Raw genomic sequence first — 15,187 nt, 5'->3', positions numbered from 1 at the left:
GCCGGGGCGCGTTCGTCCCGGCCCCGTTCCGCTCAGTGCCGGGTCGGAGCCTGCCGGCGGCGGACGACGAGCAGGGCCGCTCCGCCGAGGACCACCAGGGTGATCGCCGTGCCGGCGATCAGGGGCGTGGCCTGGGAGGAGCCGGTGGCGGCGAGGTTGGTGGCCGGTGCCGCGCCGCCGACCGTGGCGGGGCTGGGCTCGGTGAGGGTCTGCGTGGTGGCGCCGTCCTCGCTGCCCTGCGTCTGGCAGTCGAGCATGCCGGTGAACCGCTGCTCGAAACCGCCCGGTCCCCGGATGGTGAAGTCGTAGGCCTGGTCCTCCCGCAGGGGCAGGGTGACCGTCCGGGTGTCGCCCGCGGCGATGGTGTGCTCGGTGCCGACCAGGGAGAAGGTGAAGGGCTGGTCGCCCTCGTTGACGGCGGTGACGTCCACCCCGCCCTCGGCGCAGTTCTCCACCGCGGACAGGGCGGGCACCGCTCCCTCCGCCGCCCAGGTGGCGCTCGCCGTCGCCGAGACCGTCGACTCGCTGGAGCCGGCCAGGATCTGCGTCTGGCTGCGGCTCTCGGAGGTGAAGGCGCGGCCGACCGGCACGGTGGTCGACGCCTGCACGGTCAGTTCGGCGGTGTCCGCGGCCGCGTCCTGCGGGACCTCGAAGAACACCTGGCTGCCGTCCTCGGCGGACGTGACGGCCGTGCCCTTCGCGTCGACGATGCGCACACCGCTGGTGGCGGCGTCCGCCGGGGGCGTCACCGTCACCGCACGGGCGTTGGTGCGCACGGTCACCGGGCCGAGCCGCTCACCGGGCTGGCCCGAGACGGCGGGCGGGTCGAGGGTCAGCGAGGCCCGGGGCTCCGGCAGGGCACGGGCGTTCTTCTCCAGGTAGTCGGCGAGCTGCTCGGCCTGCGGGTCGAGGGCGTCGACGTCCGCGTCGTCGGAGTAGCGCCAGATGGCCACCTGGGTGCCGGCCGCCGCGTCCTGCTCGGTGAGCGCGCCGCGCACGCCCGCCTTCTTCGCGAGCGCCGCCAGGTCGTTCACCTGCGGGTAGGAGTTCTGCAGGATCCAGCGGATCCGGCCGGCCTCCTTGTTGACGCCCAGCGAGGTGCCGCTCCACGGGGTCTCGTGGTACCTGGCGTCCTTCTGCGTGGGGTTGTGGAGGTCGACGCAGTAGGTCTGCAGGGTGCCGCCGCCCTCCACGGACATCTCGAACAGGCCCGCCGACAGCTCCTGGTCCCCGGCCTCGCCGTGTATGACCGCCGTGCCGTACGTCTTCAGTCCGCCTATGGTGGCGGTCGCCCCGCTCTGGCCGCGCGCCGTCTCCTCGGCGGCGGCCGGGCCGGCACCCGTCACCAGCCCGGCGGTGGCCAGACCGGACACCAGGACGGCGGCGCCGAAGCGGGCCGTCCCGCGCCCGCGCACGGAGGACCCGCAGAACGCGGAGAACGCAGCAAACACCAAAGTTCCCTTCCGGCAGGACCCGTTGACGTGGGGGGACGGTCCCACCAGCAGAATCTTCCAGCCCCGAGAGCTCTGTCCGGCATCCTAAGGACGCCGCGCACCCCGCCCTCCGGGGATGCCGTCGGGGGCCTGATCCGAATCGGAATCGTTATCGCCGGGACCGGTTGTGAGCAGGCTTATCGACAAATCCACCCGCATTCGTCCGGCGCGCACTCGCCGATAAGCCACAGTTCGGTCACCACGGCCTGAGTGAACGGTGGTTGACGCTACGTCACGGCCGCAGGCTGCCGCTTCTGTTGGGTCTCCGCACCGGAGACATCGGGCGAACCTCCGGACGGCGTTTCCCAGTTGGGCTCCGGTCGGGACTGCGCCGCCGTCTCCTGCCGGCTCGCGCGCCGGAAGGCCGACGTGCCCCACGCGAGGTCGTGGCCGATCGCCACCGCGTCGATGTCGGCCGAGGTCCAGCTCTGCCCCTCGCGGACGTCGGTGCGCACCTTCAGCCTGCCCTGCACGATGACGGGTTCGCCCAGCGACAGGGACGCCTGCACGTTCGCGGCGAGCTGCCGGCTGGCCCAGACGGTGAAGAAGTTGGTGTGCCCGTCGGCCCAGGTGTTCTTCTCGCGGTCCCAGTAGCGCGCGGTGACCGCCAGCCGGAACCTCGCCGACGGGCCGGACGCCAGCTCCCGGTACACCGGCTGCGTCGCCACCCTGCCGACCGCGCAGACCATCGTCTCGTTCATCACGAACCCTCCCCCTCGCCCGGGCCTCCGCCCGGGCGGACACGCGTACGGGCCCGTCCCGTACGGCTGCGTCCGGCGCGGCGGCCGCGCGTCGCGCGTACCGCCACCGCCGTGGCGACCGCGTCCGTCGCGGTCGCCGCGGAACCAGACTGCCTCCGCCGGTCCGGGCCCGCCGGGCCCTGTGGACCACCCCTCACCTGTGGAGAACTCCGCCACCCGTCCAGGTGACGACAGCCGCCCCGAGCCACCACACCCCGCCCGGCCCCGCCCCGCCCCGGCTCCCGAGCAGCACCACTCCGATCCCTGAGCTCCGGGCCTCGGACCCCTGGCTCCGGGCTCCGGGCTCCGGGCTCCGGGCTCCGAGGTCACCTCACCCCGGCCGCCCCCGCCCCGATCACCCGCCCGTACTGCTCCCGCACCTCCCGGTACCGCAGCAGCTCCGCCGCCACCGGATCGAGGACGCGGGCGCGGCCGCAGCCCGCGGCGGCCTCCCGCAGGCGCCGTTCCGCGTCCTGCCCGTACCGCCGGGCCGGGCCGCGGGCCGCCATCCGGCAGCTCCACTCGATGAGCGGGCCGCCGACGATGCCGATCACCATCAGCAGCACCGGCACCCCCAGGTTCGGCGCCATGAGCCCGATGATCTGGCCCAGCAGCCACAGCCCGCCCACGAACTGGAGGATCGTCATCGACGCCTGCGCGAGCACGGCCACCGGCCACCAGCCCGGCCGGGGCGGCCGGCCCGGCGGCAGCCCGGCGCGCTCGGCGAGCTCGTCCAGCGCCTCGGGCAGCCCCTGGGAGCCGCGGACGGCCGCCTCCCGCACCGCCTGCGCCCAGGGCGCGGGCAGCCCGGCCGAGGCCCGGTCGGCCATGGTCCGCACCGCCTGCTCGACGCGCTGCCGGGCCGTGACCTGCTCGTCCGCCGGTGCGCGGGAGGGGACGCGTCCGGTGGCGGGTTCGCTGCGGCCCTCGTACCAGCGCCACAGCCGCAGCCACGGCGTCCCGCACGCGCGGTTGGCGTTGCGCAGCCACGCGCGTTCGGCCGCCTCACCCGCCGCGGTGGCGCCCACCGCGTCCGCGAGCCGCGCCGAGAACTCCTCGCGCGCCTCTTCGCTGAGCCCGGTCCGCCCCCGGTTGGCGTAGACGGGCCACAGCCGGGCCGCGGCGACGTCCACGTCCGCCGAGAGCCGGCGGGCCGGGGCGCCGCGCTCCATCACGAACTGGCCCAGCGCCTCGCGCAGTTCGCCGACGCCGTCCCCGGTCAGCGCGGACAGCGCGAGCACGGCCGTGCCCGGTTCGCCGTACTCCCCGAGGGCGATCCCGTCCTCGTCGAGCAGCCGCCGCAGGTCGTCGAGGACCTGCTCGGCGGCCTCGCCGGGCAGCCGGTCGACCTGGTTCAGGACGACGAACATGACCTCCGCGTGGGCCGCGAGGGGCCGCAGGTAGCGCTCGTGGAGCATGGCGTCGGCGTACTTCTCCGGGTCGACGACCCAGATGACGGCGTCGACGAGTCCGAGGACGCGGTCCACCTGCTCGCGGTGCTGGACGGCCGCCGAGTCGTGGTCGGGCAGGTCGATCAGGACCAGCCCGCGCAACTGGGTGTCCGCCTCGCCGTTCTGGAACGGGCGCCGCCGCAGCCGGGGCGGGATGCCCAGCCGGTCGATGAGGCTCGCCGCCCCGTCGCTCCAGCTGCACGCGATGGGCGCGGCGGTGGTCGGCCGCCGTACGCCCGTCTCCGAGATCGGCACGCCGGCGAGCGCGTTGAACAGCTGCGACTTGCCGCTGCCCGTCGCGCCCGCGATGGCGACGACGGTGTGCCGCCCGGAGAGCCTGCGCCGCGCGGCCGCCTCGTCGAGGACCCGGCCCGCCTCGGCGAGCGTCTTGCTGTCGAGCCGGGTGCGGGAGAGCCCGACCAGTTCGCGCAGCGCGTCCAGCCGCGCCCGCAGCGTCCGGTCGTAGACCAGCGGTGTCATGTCCTGCGACTCGGACCCCCGGCGCTCGGCGACGGGGAACTGCGGGGCGGCCGCGGTCTCGTCCGCCCGCCGCGCGATCAGCCCGTCGTCCCAGGCACCGGCCGCGTCGGCACGGGACGGGGAGCCGCCGTCCGTACGGTCCGAAGGATCCACTCCGGTACCGCGGCCCGGGTCGGCGTCCTTGCCGCGTCCGCCGAATTTCTTCCTCCGGCCATCGGCGTCCTTCCCCCGCTCGGGGGCGTCCTTCCCCCGCTCCGGGGCGTCCTTCCCGCGTCCGTCCGCATCCTCCCCCCGCGCGCGGGCGTCCTTGGCGCGCTGCTCAGGCCGCTCACCCCGCCCGCCCTTGGACTTCCGCCCGCCCGGCTCCCCCTGCCGGCTGCTCCCGCCCGCCGCGCTCCGCCGCCCCAGCCCTTCCGGCTCCTCCGACTCACGCGACTCACGCGACTCACCCGGCCCTCCCGCCTCATCAGACCCGGCGCGCCCTCCTTCTTTCCCCTCCCCCCGTTCACCTGGCTCACCCGGCTCACCCGACCCACCCTTCTCCCCCCGCTCTCTTCGTTCTCCCTGCCGCCCCGCCTTCTCCCGCCCTTCGCCCCGCGCGGCCCCCTCGTGCGGCTCCTCGCCGGAAGCACCCTCCTCGGGGCGGCCGTCGGCAGGAGCGTCGACGGCAGCGACGGCAGAAGCCTCCGTCCCGGTCCCACCCCGCGCGCCGTCGCCCTCCGCGAGGGGGCGGTGGTCGCCTCGGCCGTCCCCGGCCGCCGCGTCGACCCTGAGGTCCATGGGCTCGTGGTGCTCGGTGTGGTCCTGGTCAGTGACGGCGGTCACCGGTCACCTCTCCTTCTGCAGTACGGACAACGCGGCAATCAGTTCGGCCTGGGGGTCCGGATGCACCTCCAGCGCGTCGAGCGGGGCGAGGCGACGCTCACGCTCGGTGTGCATGACCCGGTCGACGTGCTCCTTGAGCAGCCGCCCGGCCCGGTCGCGCAGCCGCAGCGCCCCGTGCGCACCGATCCGCTCGGCCAGCCGCTCCCCGGCGGCCCGCCCCCGGCGGCCTCCCAGCAGCGCGGTGGCGACCAGGGCGGCGACCGCCTCGGGGTCGGGCGCGGAGCTCCGGTCGCGTTCGCGCACCTCGTCCTCGGCCAGCTCCTCCAGCTCGCGCCGCCACCGCCGTACGGCCAGCCCGATCCGGTGTTCGGGGCTCTCCGGGGCGGGGACGGGGTCGGCGAGTTCCGGCGCGGCGGCGGCCGGTTCGCGCCGCCAGGTGTCGTCGACCCGCTCGTCGGCGGCCGTGACGGCGCACAGCAGCAGGGCGCTCAGGCTCTCCACGAGGGCGTCGAGGAGTTCGGCGGCGGTGCAGTCGAGAGGGAAGGCGCGCCACCGCTTGAGCGCGTCCCCGGCGAGCACGGCCCCGCCCTGCAACCGCCCCCGCACGCGGGCGTGCTCGCTGTCGTACGCCCCGTCGACGGCGGCGGTGAGCCGCAGCGCGGCCGCGTACTGCGCGGCGGCGGCGCTGGCCAGCTCGGGCATCCGGGACTTGAGGGAGTCGAGGAGGCCGTACGCCGTGCGGGTCATGACGTACTGCCGGGCCGCCGGGTCCTGCGCCTGGTGGACCAGCCAGGTCCGCAGCTGCGCGACGGCGGTGACCGGCAGCAGCCCACCGCCCCAGGCCGACTCGGGCAGTTCGGGCACCGTGAACCGCGGTACGTCGCCGAGGCCGGCCTTGGTGAGCAGGGCGCCGTACTGCCGCGACACCTCCGACACCACCTGGTGGGGGACGCGGTCGAGCACCGTGATCAGGGTGACGTCGTACTCCTTGGCGGTGCGCAGCAGGTGCCAGGGGACGGCGTCGGCGTACCGGGCCGCCGTGGTGACCATGACCCAGATGTCGGCGGCGCACAGCAGCTCCGCGGCGAGGACCCGGTTGTCGGAGACCAGGGAGTCGATGTCGGGGGCGTCGAGGAGGGCGAGGCCGGGGGGCAGCGTGTCGGCGGTCTCGATGCGCAGCACGCGCGCGGGGTTCTCGCCGGGGAGGAGGAGGTCGTCGGTCGGTTCCTGATGGGCCACCCACACGCGCGTGAGGCCGGGCAGGACCCGCATCCCGCTGAACCAGTGATGATCCTCCGGATGGCAGACCAGCACCGGGGTCCGCGTCGTCGGCCGCAGCACACCGGCCTCACTGACGCGCCGCCCCACGAGCGAGTTCACCAGCGTGGACTTGCCGGCACCCGTCGAACCGCCCACCACCGCCAGCAAGGGCGCGTCGGGTTCCCTCAACCGGGGCACCAAGTAGTCGTCGAGCTGCGCGAGCAGTTCGTCGCGGTTGGCACGCGCGCGTGGCGCCCCCGCCAGGGGCAGCGGGAAGCGTGCGGCGGCGACACGGTCGCGCAGGGCGGAGAGTGCGTCGAGCAGCTGAGGCCGTACGTCCAAGGTCACCACATGCGAAGAATGCCCAATTTTAGGGGATATCTGAAGCATATGAGCATGTCTGCGCGCCGATAGGACACAAGGGACGGAAGGGACGACTGGGACAGGTCCGCGCTCCAGGCATAACGAGTGCACAACACCCGGTGCCCGAGGCGCCAAAAGCGGTGCACGATTCGTACCTGCCTGCGATTATCAGGACCGCTTCACCGAACCTCCACATCGAGCCACGGAGGCGAAGCAGCAGGGGCAAGGACACGGGAGCCCTATCCTTGTCCCCGGCAACGTCAGGGACCGGCCCACACCCGGGCACCAGGACAGAGGCCACCACACCAGGCCCCCGTAGCTCAGTGGATAGAGCAGGCGCCTTCTAAGCGCTTGGCCGCAGGTTCGAGTCCTGCCGGGGGCGCCAGGCTTCGCCCTCCCCCTGGGGAGGGCTTCTCGCAGTTCAGGGCCGGTACCGGCCGCCGCGACGAAGCCCCGGACGCCCTCTTTGCGGTCAAGGGCGGACTCCGGGGCCGTCCGGCTGTCACCGGGTTCTCGCGGGTGGCCGTGTCGAATACGTGTCGAAGATCCCGGCCGGAGGATCAGCCGGCGCCGGGCGCCTCCGGCAGGTCGCCCGCGGCTTCGAGCCGCCGCTTCAGATCGGGCGGCTGCCCGTCGACGCACCGGGTGTACGGGGCGAGGAGCACGGCTCACCCGTCGACCGCGCCCGCCCCGGCTCCAAGCACCACCTGATCGTCGACCGACACGGAATCCCACTCGCCGTCACTCTCACCGGCGGCAACCGGCACGACGTCACCCAGCTTCTGCCACTGCTCGACGCCGTCCCGCCGATCCGGGGTCTGCGGTGACGTCCCCGCCGCAAGCCCCGACGCCTGTATGCCGACCGGGGCTACGACTTCGAGAAGTACCGGCGCCTGCTGTGGAAGCGGGGCATCAAGCCGTTGATCGCGCGACGCGGCGTCGCTCGCGGTTCCGGACCGGGCAAGGCGCGCTGGGTGGTCGAGCGCACCTTCGCCTGGCTGCACCGGTTCGAACGGCTCCGCACCCGCTACGGGCGACGCGCCGATCTCCACCAGGGCCTGCTCGAACCGGCCTGCAGCCTCATGTGCCTGCGCCGCCTGCGCACCTCATCCTGAAGCGATCAGCCGGCTACGCTGAACCACCCCGGCCGCACCTCGGTCGGAAGCGGTTGCAGGAACCGCACCGCGGCCCGCGGGTCCTCATCCGAGACGTCAAGAGGCTCTGGCAGGCTCAGCCCGTACCAGCGCAGCCGCCAGGTCGAAGATCTCACTCCCGTCGGCTGCGAAGTCCACATCGACCTCAGCCCGTTGTCGCACACGAACCGGCACCCTGCCCCATGAACCGCGTAGGAGTAGGTGCCGACGTGCCCACTCACCACCGATGCCGGTGACCCGGTCCGGGCCCCGGGTCGCGTCCGGCCCGGGGCCCATCACGCCTTGCCGGGCGGATCGCTTCCGCCCTCGGCTCACAGGGTGCGCAGGACGGCGACGACCTTGCCGAGGATCGCCGCGTTCTCCCCCGTGGTGCCTCGTGGTCCGAGGCTCGGCGTGTACAGCGGCTCCCGGGCCCGGTTCGCGCAGGTGGCCGCGCCTGCCCTTGCCGTGCCCGGGAACCGCGTGGCCGGGACACCCGGCCGACGCCTCGATGCGGTGTCAGCGGTTGTTGTGCAGGACGAGGTTGAGCTTCGCCCAGTCCTTACCGCCGTTCTCCCCGTTGCGAAGCGTGATCTCGCTGACCGTCGAGGTCTGTCCGGCGGGGACGTAGCGGTTGAAGTTGTACTCGGCGTCGAGGTCGGTGTTGGTGTCGTTGGTGCCCTCGTAGAACCGCAGGGTCACGTAGATCATGACTCCGCCGGAGGCGTCCGTCTCCGCGGAGACGTGCTTCTCCACTCGGATCTCGCCCCCGCACGTGGTCTCCCACCAGACCGACGGCGTGCGGACCTCGTTGACCCAGCCCTCGGATGCGACGTTGCCGTTGCAGTACGTACCGGCGGCAAAGACACCTTCGTCGTCGCGGATCGTGTAGGTCCCGGTCAGGGCGATGTTCCGCCACACGGAGGCCGTGACCGCGTTGCCCGCTGCGGACGGGGCCGCACCGGCGGCCGGAGCCCCCGCCACCATCAGACCAGCGGCTGCGGCTGCGGACAGCACCCCGATGGCCCCTCTTCGGATGGACATGTCTTCCCCCTCGTGGTCGTCACCGAATGCGCCGAGGCGACTCGTCGCCATCGGCCAGGTAGAGAGTGCCGCGGCCCGCCGGCATATCCCATCCCAGATATCTGGGGGGTCTCACTGCCGCCGCCTGCACGCAGCCCCGCAGCAGCACGGGGGCAGCGGCGCCGAGGCGGACGCCGGCGTACGGATCCGCAGGTCAGAGCAGGCCCAGCTTGGCCAGGTCGAAGTGCTCGTCGGTCAGGCTCTCGTACCCGTGCTCGGCGGCGTAGGCCAGGATGCGCCCGAGCGGCGTGTCCGGGGCCGGCGGTTCGGTGGCCAGCTCGAATCCGGTGACCTGGAGGGCGAAGGCGAGATCGTCGTCGATGTGCTCATTTGACATGATCATCAGCGTAGCGCCGAGGCGGCCGGCTCCCTCCGGGGAAGGCCGGCCGGTACGCCGAGGTGTTTCGGGCCGGTGTCAGATGCCGGACGGCCGGGGCTCAGTGCCCGGGTTGTGGAAGCTGGTCGGGGCGGGTGCACGGCTCTTGGCTACGGTTTCCGGCTGGCCTCCCCGTGGCGGGACGGCGGGTGGTGCTGCGCAGGGTGGAGTTCTCCGGGCGGGCACGGGCAAGGCCGTAGCGTGACCCCATGCCCGAACACACGTACATACTCCGTGTCGCCGAGCGCTCCTTAGAGGACGCGGCCCGCGAGCACGGCGAGTATCGGATGTCCGCACGCGGCCGCACCCTCGAACAGGAAGGCCTCATCCACTGCTCGACGCGCGCCCGACTCCCCTCCTCCCCTCCGTGGCGACCTCCCTGTACGGCTCCTGCGAAGCCCTCGACGAGCTGGTGGTGCTCGTCGTGAACCCCTCGCGGCTGGACGCGGCGGTGAAGTACGAGGCGCCGGAGCCCGGCGCCGAGAAGTTTCCGCACGTGTACGGTCCCCTTCCGGTGGACTCGGTGGTGCGGGTGGAGCCGTGGCGGTGAGGGGCCGTGGCAGGGTATGGCGGTGGGCCGTGGCGGTGTGGCTGGTCCTCGTGGCTGTCGCGGGTGGACTGACCCTGTGGTGGCAGGACCCGGCGGAGCCGCAGCGCTACGGCTGGGAGAAGTCCCACCCGACGCCGTCGCTTCCCGCGGGATGGGAGTCGGCATGCGCGGGCGCCACACCCGACGAGAAGGGCCAGGTGCTCTGCTTCGTCAGGATCCGTTAGCCGGACCACCCGTCCCCGGGTCCCCGGGCCTCAAGCGGGCCGACCCACGGCGCGGACATGGCCGGTCCCCTTGAGCGCGGCGGCGCGCAAGGCGAGGGCCGGCCTCGCGCACCCGCATCGGCGCGTCCCGCCAGGAGAGAGCTGATCGCGCGCCGCCTCCGGACCGGGAACCATCACGCTGGCTTCGTTCATCTCCAGGAGGGTCTGGCACAGATTTCGGGGAGCCGTCACGGCGGGTCACTGGTCGTTCGGACCGAGAGCCGTCGCCGCCGCGTCCATGCCGTCGCGGGACCGGGCGGCACGATGCCGCGGGAAAACAGCAGGGCGGAGCCGGCGCTTGAGCGCGTTCCGGCCGGTTGCGGGAGGACGGCACGGAACCGCACCTCATCTGACCAGCCCACGAACAGACACGCGCCGGCCGTCGTACGGCTCGTGGGCGGGCACCTGCCCCGTCGCTGCGCCGGTGCCGGTCGCCGGTGAGCGCGACGATCCGGTGCACGGGCACGGCGATGGCCCGTTGGCCGCCCGCGGGGGGTGCCTCCATGTCTTTCGTCAAGCGCGCTGTGGGGTTCTGGTTCGTAGAAGGTTCCGTCGCGGAGCATGGCGAAGAGGACGCTGATGCGGTGGCGGGCGGGGCGGGCTCACACCGGACCTTCGCCGGTCGACCGCGGCCGTCCGGGAACGAAGCACCACCTGATCACCGACCGGAACGGAACTCCCCTTGCGCCGTCCCTGACCGGCGGACACCGTCATGACGTCACGCAGTTGATGCCTCTGCCTGATCCGATCCCGCTTGCAGCATCACCTGCTTGCGACGGCTTCGAACGTCATGCCGAAACGATCGGCAAGCCACGAGAACGCCACGGCCCCACCTCTTCCGGAGATCGTGACCAGTGTCATCTCCGTGAACCGCATGCGCGCCGGGGCCGTTGTACGACCGGATGCCCTCGAAGAGCGGCAGCTGGACGCGGCGACCATGACCGCGCTTCCACGGGCGGCAACGGGAAAGGACACTCATGGGACTGACAGTCAAAACCGCGGTGGTGGCGGCAGCCATCGCCTCCACCGCCGTACTGGCGGCTCCGGGAACCGCATCGGCCGATCCCAAGGACGGGATCGTGAGCAGTTGTGCGGAAGGCATGATCTGCTTCTTTGACGGCCACAACCTCACCGGGGACGTCATGCAGCTCTTTCCGGTGGACACCCCCAACATCGGCTGGGCGTGGAACGACCGGGCCGGCTCGGTGTGGAACCGCAGCGGCGATGAACTCTGCATCTGGACCGATGCCGACTACAACGGCCGCTCCTACCTCATCCCGGCGGGCGCAACACAGGAACTTCTGTTCCTCTACGACAACGCGGTGTCCTCCTTCTCGATCAATCAATGCGGAGGCTGAACCGGCCGGTTGACCGAACCCGCCATCCGCCCGCGCTGCGAGGGAGGACGGCGGGATTCGACCAGGTGGCGTCCCGTGAGACACCGTGGGCGCATTCGGCGGTGGCCGCCGGATGACCTCGCCGGGGGCTGCAACCGGCCGTTTCGTCAGGTCTGTGGTGGGTCTTGGTGTCCCGGCCGCGTAACGGCACGGTTCTGCAGGTGCCGGACGATCTTGCGCCTGATGACCTGGGGAGCGCACCACCCCGCTCCCGCCCCGCCCTCGGATCGCCCGCCGTGACGCTTCGCACGGCTCGGGACCGGGCAGGACCCGCTGGGCCGCCGAGCAGAACTTCGCCTGGCTCCACCGGTTCGGACGGCTGCGCACCCGCTACGAGGTACGCGCCGGCCTCCGCCCCGGTCTCCTCCGACTCGCTTGCGGCATCATCTGCCCGGGACGACTCCGAACCTCGTTTTGAAACGGTCGGCAAGGCCAGGCCGTCGAGAACATCCATGCCTTGCTCGACGGGGCCCCGCTGCGACGCCTCCCCTGACGCGCGCACGCGCGACACACCGGTTCACCCCCGAACGAGGTCCCGCCCCTGTTCGCAAGGGTGACTCCGGTGGGCCCGCCGTGTCCCCCACGGGACCGCCGCGTTGAACGGGCCGTGCGGCGGCGCCACCTGCTGCCGCGTTCACCGAGTCAGTAAGGAGAACGTGATGTCTCGCATCACGAAGGCAGCCGGGGTCGCTCTCGGTACGGGCGCCATGGTGATGGGCGGGGCCGGTCTGGCCCTGGCGGACGCGGGTGCCGGAGCCGCCGCCGTCGACTCGCCCGGTGTCCTGTCGGGCAACATCCTCCAGGTCCCGCTGCACGTGCCCGTCAACCTGTGCGGGAACACCGTCGACGTCATCGGCCTGCTGAACCCGGCCTTCGGCAACCAGTGCGTCAACGAAAGCCACGGCAAGGACGGCGGCGACAAGAACCACCCCGGCGGCCACGGTCACCACAACGGCAACGGCTACGGCAACTGACCACCCCGTACCCGCCCCCGTACGCTCCCCCGTGCGGACGGAGAGCCCCGGCACCTCGAGCGCCGGGGCTCTCCCGTGCGCCGGGACGGGCCGTGCCGGGGGGGCGGGCGCGTACCGGTGCCGGGTTCACGCGTACCGGTAGATCCGGCTGTGGTCCTCCAGCTCGTCGGGCGTCACGTCCCACGGCGGGAGCTTCTCGTGCCGCGCCACGACGCGCCGGTACTGGTCGCTGCCGGGCGCGGGCGGCCTGGCCGGCAGGTAGCGGTGCTCCCGGTGCCGTCGCTGCCAGCGGGACCACTGCAGGTCGACGAAGGCGTGGTGCAGCCAGAAGACGGGGTCGTTGACGGAGGCGCCGCCGACCATGGCCCCGCCGACCCAGCGGTGCACGCGGTTGTGGTTGCGCCACGAGCCGCTGCCCCGCCCGGGCCCCCACCCCTCGATCTTGTTGCGGAAGCCCTCGCGGACCGTGGAGTCCCAGGGCGCGGTGTCGTAGACGGGGTCGTCCAGCGCCCACGCCAGGTCGCTCCTGGTCGGCAGCTCGATCGGGTCGCGGGCCCGCCCGAGGTCCCGGGTGAGGTACTCCTCGTCCGTCACGTTCTCCCGGAGCGGCCAGTCGCCCTCCCGGTAGGCGAACGGCCCGGTCGTCACCTGGCGGTCGGAGCGCCGCCCGTTGCCGCCGAGGAGGTCCGCCGTCCAGGGCGCGGAGGTGGGCGTGCGGTCGCGCGTCCAGTCCCAGTACGGCACGGACACCGACGGGTCGACGCGGCGCAGCGCCGTCTCCAGCTCCAGCACGAACCGGCGGTGCCACGGCAGGAAGGAGGGCGCCATGTGGGCCGTGCGCAGCCCCTCTTCGCCGTCCGCGGTGTAGTACTCGATGTGCATCCGCACGAACTCGTCGTACTCGCCGCGGCGTTTGAGCGTCAGCAGCGCCTTGACGAAGCGGCGCTTCTCGGCGGCGGTGAGCGTGCTGACGTCCTTACGGACGTACGCCATGGTGTCCCCCCTGCGCGGGATTCGTGCCGTGGCGGACCGCCTCGCGCAGCCGACGGCCGGGGGGCAGGGCGTCGACGGCGGCGCGGGCCGCCGCCAGGGGCGTGGGGTACGAGCCGTAGTGGTCGACCACGCTCAGCCAGGAGCCGTCGGCGCGGCGCATGAGGTGCAGCTGCCGGCCGTCCACGGTGACGTGCCAGCGGCCGGGCCCGGCGGTCCGGCCCGCCGCCGTCCCGACGCCCCCGTCCGGCTGTCCGGGCGTCCCCTTGACCCCGCGGATACGGCGGCCCCGGTACGTCTCGGCGAACGACTCCTCCGCGGACCCCGGACCGGGGTGCCCGGCGGGCCCGGGACCCCCGGCGCGCCGGGGCCGGGAGGCCGCGACGACGGGGGCGAGCACCGCGGCCAGGGCCGTGGCGAACAGCCCGCGCGTCACGGCCCGGCGCCTGTCGCGCCCGGGCCCGGGTCTCCCCGGCCCCGCCGGGCCTTCCGGTCCGGGCTCCGCTTCCACCGGCATCGCGCCGTCGCTGGCCACCATCACAGCTCCTCGTCCGGTTCGTTCGTCCGCAGGACTAACCGCGCGACGGCCCCAGCGGTCACCGCGGGGGCCGGACGGAAAAGATCCGGAACCGCTACCGCCGCCCCGGGCGGTACCGCGGGACGCCCTACAGACCGGGGCCGAGCCCCAGGTCGGCCGTCGGCACCGTCTGCAGCGCCGGGGCCAGCACGCCCGCCTGCGGGAGCTTGGCCCGCGGCAGACCGAAGGCCCGCGGGTTCGGCGCGGTGAGCGGGGCGTCCACGGACAGGCCCGGCGCGAGCGTCCTGACGTCCGAGGCGGGCGCGTCGACGGCGAGGTGGTCGAAGTCGTCGCCGAGCACGTGCGGCAGGGGGGTGCGCACGTCCGCGCCGGGCAGCCCGCCACTGACCGGCAGCTGCGGGACGGCCCGCTCGGGCAGGAGACGGCCCTCGACGTACCGCGGCCCCTCGGGCCCGCCCGGCAGCGGGACCGGGATCTCCCCCGTGACCTGGGGCAGCTCCATGTGCAGGGACCGCTCGACGCCGCCCAGCGGCACGGGGACGGGGACCGTACCGGCCGCGGCGGCGGGGCTCGCGGCGACGGCGCCGGCCGCGGCCGCCGCACAGGTGATCGCTGCGGCGAGGGTTCCTCGGGTGGTCGACTTCATCTCGGGTACGGTCCCTTCCGGCGGTTCGGAGCTCGGCGTGCGTACCGGGTAACGAGCCGGGGATCCGCGCCAGCGCACAATTCGCCCGATCGCCGGAGTAGTACGACGAAGCGACGGCGCGGGGAGGCGCGCGGCGGGGCCGGCGCGCCCCGGGCGCCGGGCGCCGGGCGGGGTCAGCGCCGCAGCGGGAGACCGCCGAGCAGGCCGCCGCCGGAGTTCAGCGTGGTGGTCGCTTCCTTCACGGTGCTGAGCGCGGAGTCCTTGTTCTCGGTGTCGAGGGCGTTGGACTGGTGCTTCAGCGGCATCACGTCGAGGCGCTTCATCTTGCCGATCGCGTCCACGGCGCCGTTGATGCTGGTGGGCGTGAGGGCGGCGGGGTCGTAGGCGTACGCGGGCGCGGCGGCGCCGGCGGCGACGAGGGAACCGGCGACGAGGGCGGCGGCCTTCAGGGACTTCATCATTTTCCTTTCTTCGGCGACTCGCGTCACCCGGGGGACAGCGACGCCGTGCCTAACGAGCCCCGCCCGGACCGGAAACCCCGGAGGCCGAAGAATCACGCGTCCCGCCCACCCGAATGGAGGGTGCGGCGGGAAGAAGTCGTCGTGCCGGCCCGGCCGGGCGGCAC

General features: G+C 73.4%; 14 protein-coding genes, 1 tRNA gene and 2 pseudogenes. 7 read left to right on the top strand and 10 right to left on the bottom strand.

Translation table 11 applies throughout. The features are described 5' to 3' along the window. Positions 1-32: 32 nt before the first annotated feature. The 4 genes from ACIF8T_RS01215 to ACIF8T_RS01200 all read right to left on the bottom strand — a co-directional run bounded on the left by ACIF8T_RS01215 (position 33) and on the right by ACIF8T_RS01200 (position 6,600). Positions 33-1,451 carry a Cys-Gln thioester bond-forming surface protein gene (locus ACIF8T_RS01215; RefSeq protein WP_400029864.1) on the bottom strand — a complete coding sequence of 473 codons (1,419 nt, stop codon included), beginning with the start codon at positions 1,449-1,451 and terminating at the stop codon, positions 33-35. A 269-nt stretch (positions 1,452-1,720) separates the two neighbouring features. Further along, positions 1,721-2,194, bottom strand: coding sequence for a single-stranded DNA-binding protein (locus ACIF8T_RS01210; protein ID WP_400029862.1), 474 nt, complete (start codon positions 2,192-2,194; stop codon positions 1,721-1,723). Positions 2,195-2,559: 365 nt separating this feature from the next. Next, positions 2,560-4,944: a GTP-binding protein gene (locus ACIF8T_RS01205; protein ID WP_400031442.1), complete on the bottom strand. Its 2,385-nt coding sequence runs from the start codon at positions 4,942-4,944 to the stop codon at positions 2,560-2,562. A 48-nt stretch (positions 4,945-4,992) separates the two neighbouring features. Next, complete coding sequence (locus ACIF8T_RS01200; protein WP_400029860.1) at positions 4,993-6,600, bottom strand: dynamin family protein; 1,608 nt, start codon at positions 6,598-6,600, stop codon at positions 4,993-4,995. A gap of 321 nt (positions 6,601-6,921) precedes the next feature. Here ACIF8T_RS01200 and ACIF8T_RS01195 point away from each other — a divergent pair. Beyond that, positions 6,922-6,997 (top strand) — tRNA-Arg (locus ACIF8T_RS01195). 265 nt (positions 6,998-7,262) lie between these two features. Continuing rightward, a pseudogene (locus ACIF8T_RS01190) lies at positions 7,263-7,727 on the top strand (IS5 family transposase); the annotation flags it as partial. Between the two features lie 537 nt (positions 7,728-8,264). Here the strand turns inward: ACIF8T_RS01190 and ACIF8T_RS01185 are convergent. Beyond that, the gene (locus tag ACIF8T_RS01185) at positions 8,265-8,789 is read right to left on the bottom strand and encodes a hypothetical protein (protein WP_400029858.1); all 525 of its coding nucleotides are present in this window, start codon (positions 8,787-8,789) and stop codon (positions 8,265-8,267) included. A gap of 193 nt (positions 8,790-8,982) precedes the next feature. After that, entirely contained in the window at positions 8,983-9,165 is a 183-nt protein-coding gene (locus ACIF8T_RS01180; RefSeq protein WP_400029856.1) for a hypothetical protein, read from the bottom strand. A gap of 406 nt (positions 9,166-9,571) precedes the next feature. Here ACIF8T_RS01180 and ACIF8T_RS01175 point away from each other — a divergent pair, with 406 nt between their 5' ends. From ACIF8T_RS01175 to ACIF8T_RS01155, 5 genes and pseudogenes are all read left to right on the top strand, one after another. Further along, entirely contained in the window at positions 9,572-9,754 is a 183-nt protein-coding gene (locus tag ACIF8T_RS01175; RefSeq protein ID WP_400029854.1) for a DUF952 domain-containing protein, read from the top strand. Between the two features lie 50 nt (positions 9,755-9,804). Then, the gene (locus tag ACIF8T_RS01170) at positions 9,805-9,978 is read left to right on the top strand and encodes a hypothetical protein (RefSeq protein ID WP_400029852.1); all 174 of its coding nucleotides are present in this window, start codon (positions 9,805-9,807) and stop codon (positions 9,976-9,978) included. A 645-nt stretch (positions 9,979-10,623) separates the two neighbouring features. Next, positions 10,624-10,770: pseudogene (locus tag ACIF8T_RS01165) on the top strand (IS5/IS1182 family transposase); the annotation flags it as partial. 224 nt (positions 10,771-10,994) lie between these two features. After that, positions 10,995-11,375 carry a peptidase inhibitor family I36 protein gene (locus tag ACIF8T_RS01160; RefSeq protein WP_400029850.1) on the top strand — a complete coding sequence of 127 codons (381 nt, stop codon included), beginning with the start codon at positions 10,995-10,997 and terminating at the stop codon, positions 11,373-11,375. A 698-nt stretch (positions 11,376-12,073) separates the two neighbouring features. Continuing rightward, positions 12,074-12,388 carry a chaplin gene (locus ACIF8T_RS01155; protein WP_400029848.1) on the top strand — a complete coding sequence of 105 codons (315 nt, stop codon included), beginning with the start codon at positions 12,074-12,076 and terminating at the stop codon, positions 12,386-12,388. 126 nt (positions 12,389-12,514) lie between these two features. On the opposite strand, the gene ACIF8T_RS01150 is transcribed toward ACIF8T_RS01155, so the two are convergent. The 4 genes from ACIF8T_RS01150 to ACIF8T_RS01135 form a co-directional block, all read right to left on the bottom strand. Continuing rightward, positions 12,515-13,381 carry a tyrosinase family protein gene (locus ACIF8T_RS01150; protein WP_400029846.1) on the bottom strand — a complete coding sequence of 289 codons (867 nt, stop codon included), beginning with the start codon at positions 13,379-13,381 and terminating at the stop codon, positions 12,515-12,517. Further along, entirely contained in the window at positions 13,365-13,916 is a 552-nt protein-coding gene (locus tag ACIF8T_RS01145) for a tyrosinase family oxidase copper chaperone (RefSeq protein ID WP_400029844.1), read from the bottom strand. Before ACIF8T_RS01145 ends, ACIF8T_RS01150 begins: the two co-directional genes overlap by 17 nt. A gap of 127 nt (positions 13,917-14,043) precedes the next feature. Beyond that, the gene (locus ACIF8T_RS01140) at positions 14,044-14,562 is read right to left on the bottom strand and encodes a hypothetical protein (protein ID WP_400029842.1); all 519 of its coding nucleotides are present in this window, start codon (positions 14,560-14,562) and stop codon (positions 14,044-14,046) included. 173 nt (positions 14,563-14,735) lie between these two features. Next, positions 14,736-15,020: a hypothetical protein gene (locus ACIF8T_RS01135; RefSeq protein WP_400031440.1), complete on the bottom strand. Its 285-nt coding sequence runs from the start codon at positions 15,018-15,020 to the stop codon at positions 14,736-14,738. Between the last annotated feature and the right edge of the window lie 167 nt (positions 15,021-15,187).

Source organism: Streptomyces sp. NPDC085946 (genome assembly GCF_044540485.1).
Taxonomy (GTDB): Bacteria; Actinomycetota; Actinomycetes; order Streptomycetales; family Streptomycetaceae; genus Streptomyces.
The sequence above is the reverse complement of the archived record's forward strand: the minus strand, read 5'-3'. Positions and strand labels throughout refer to the sequence as shown.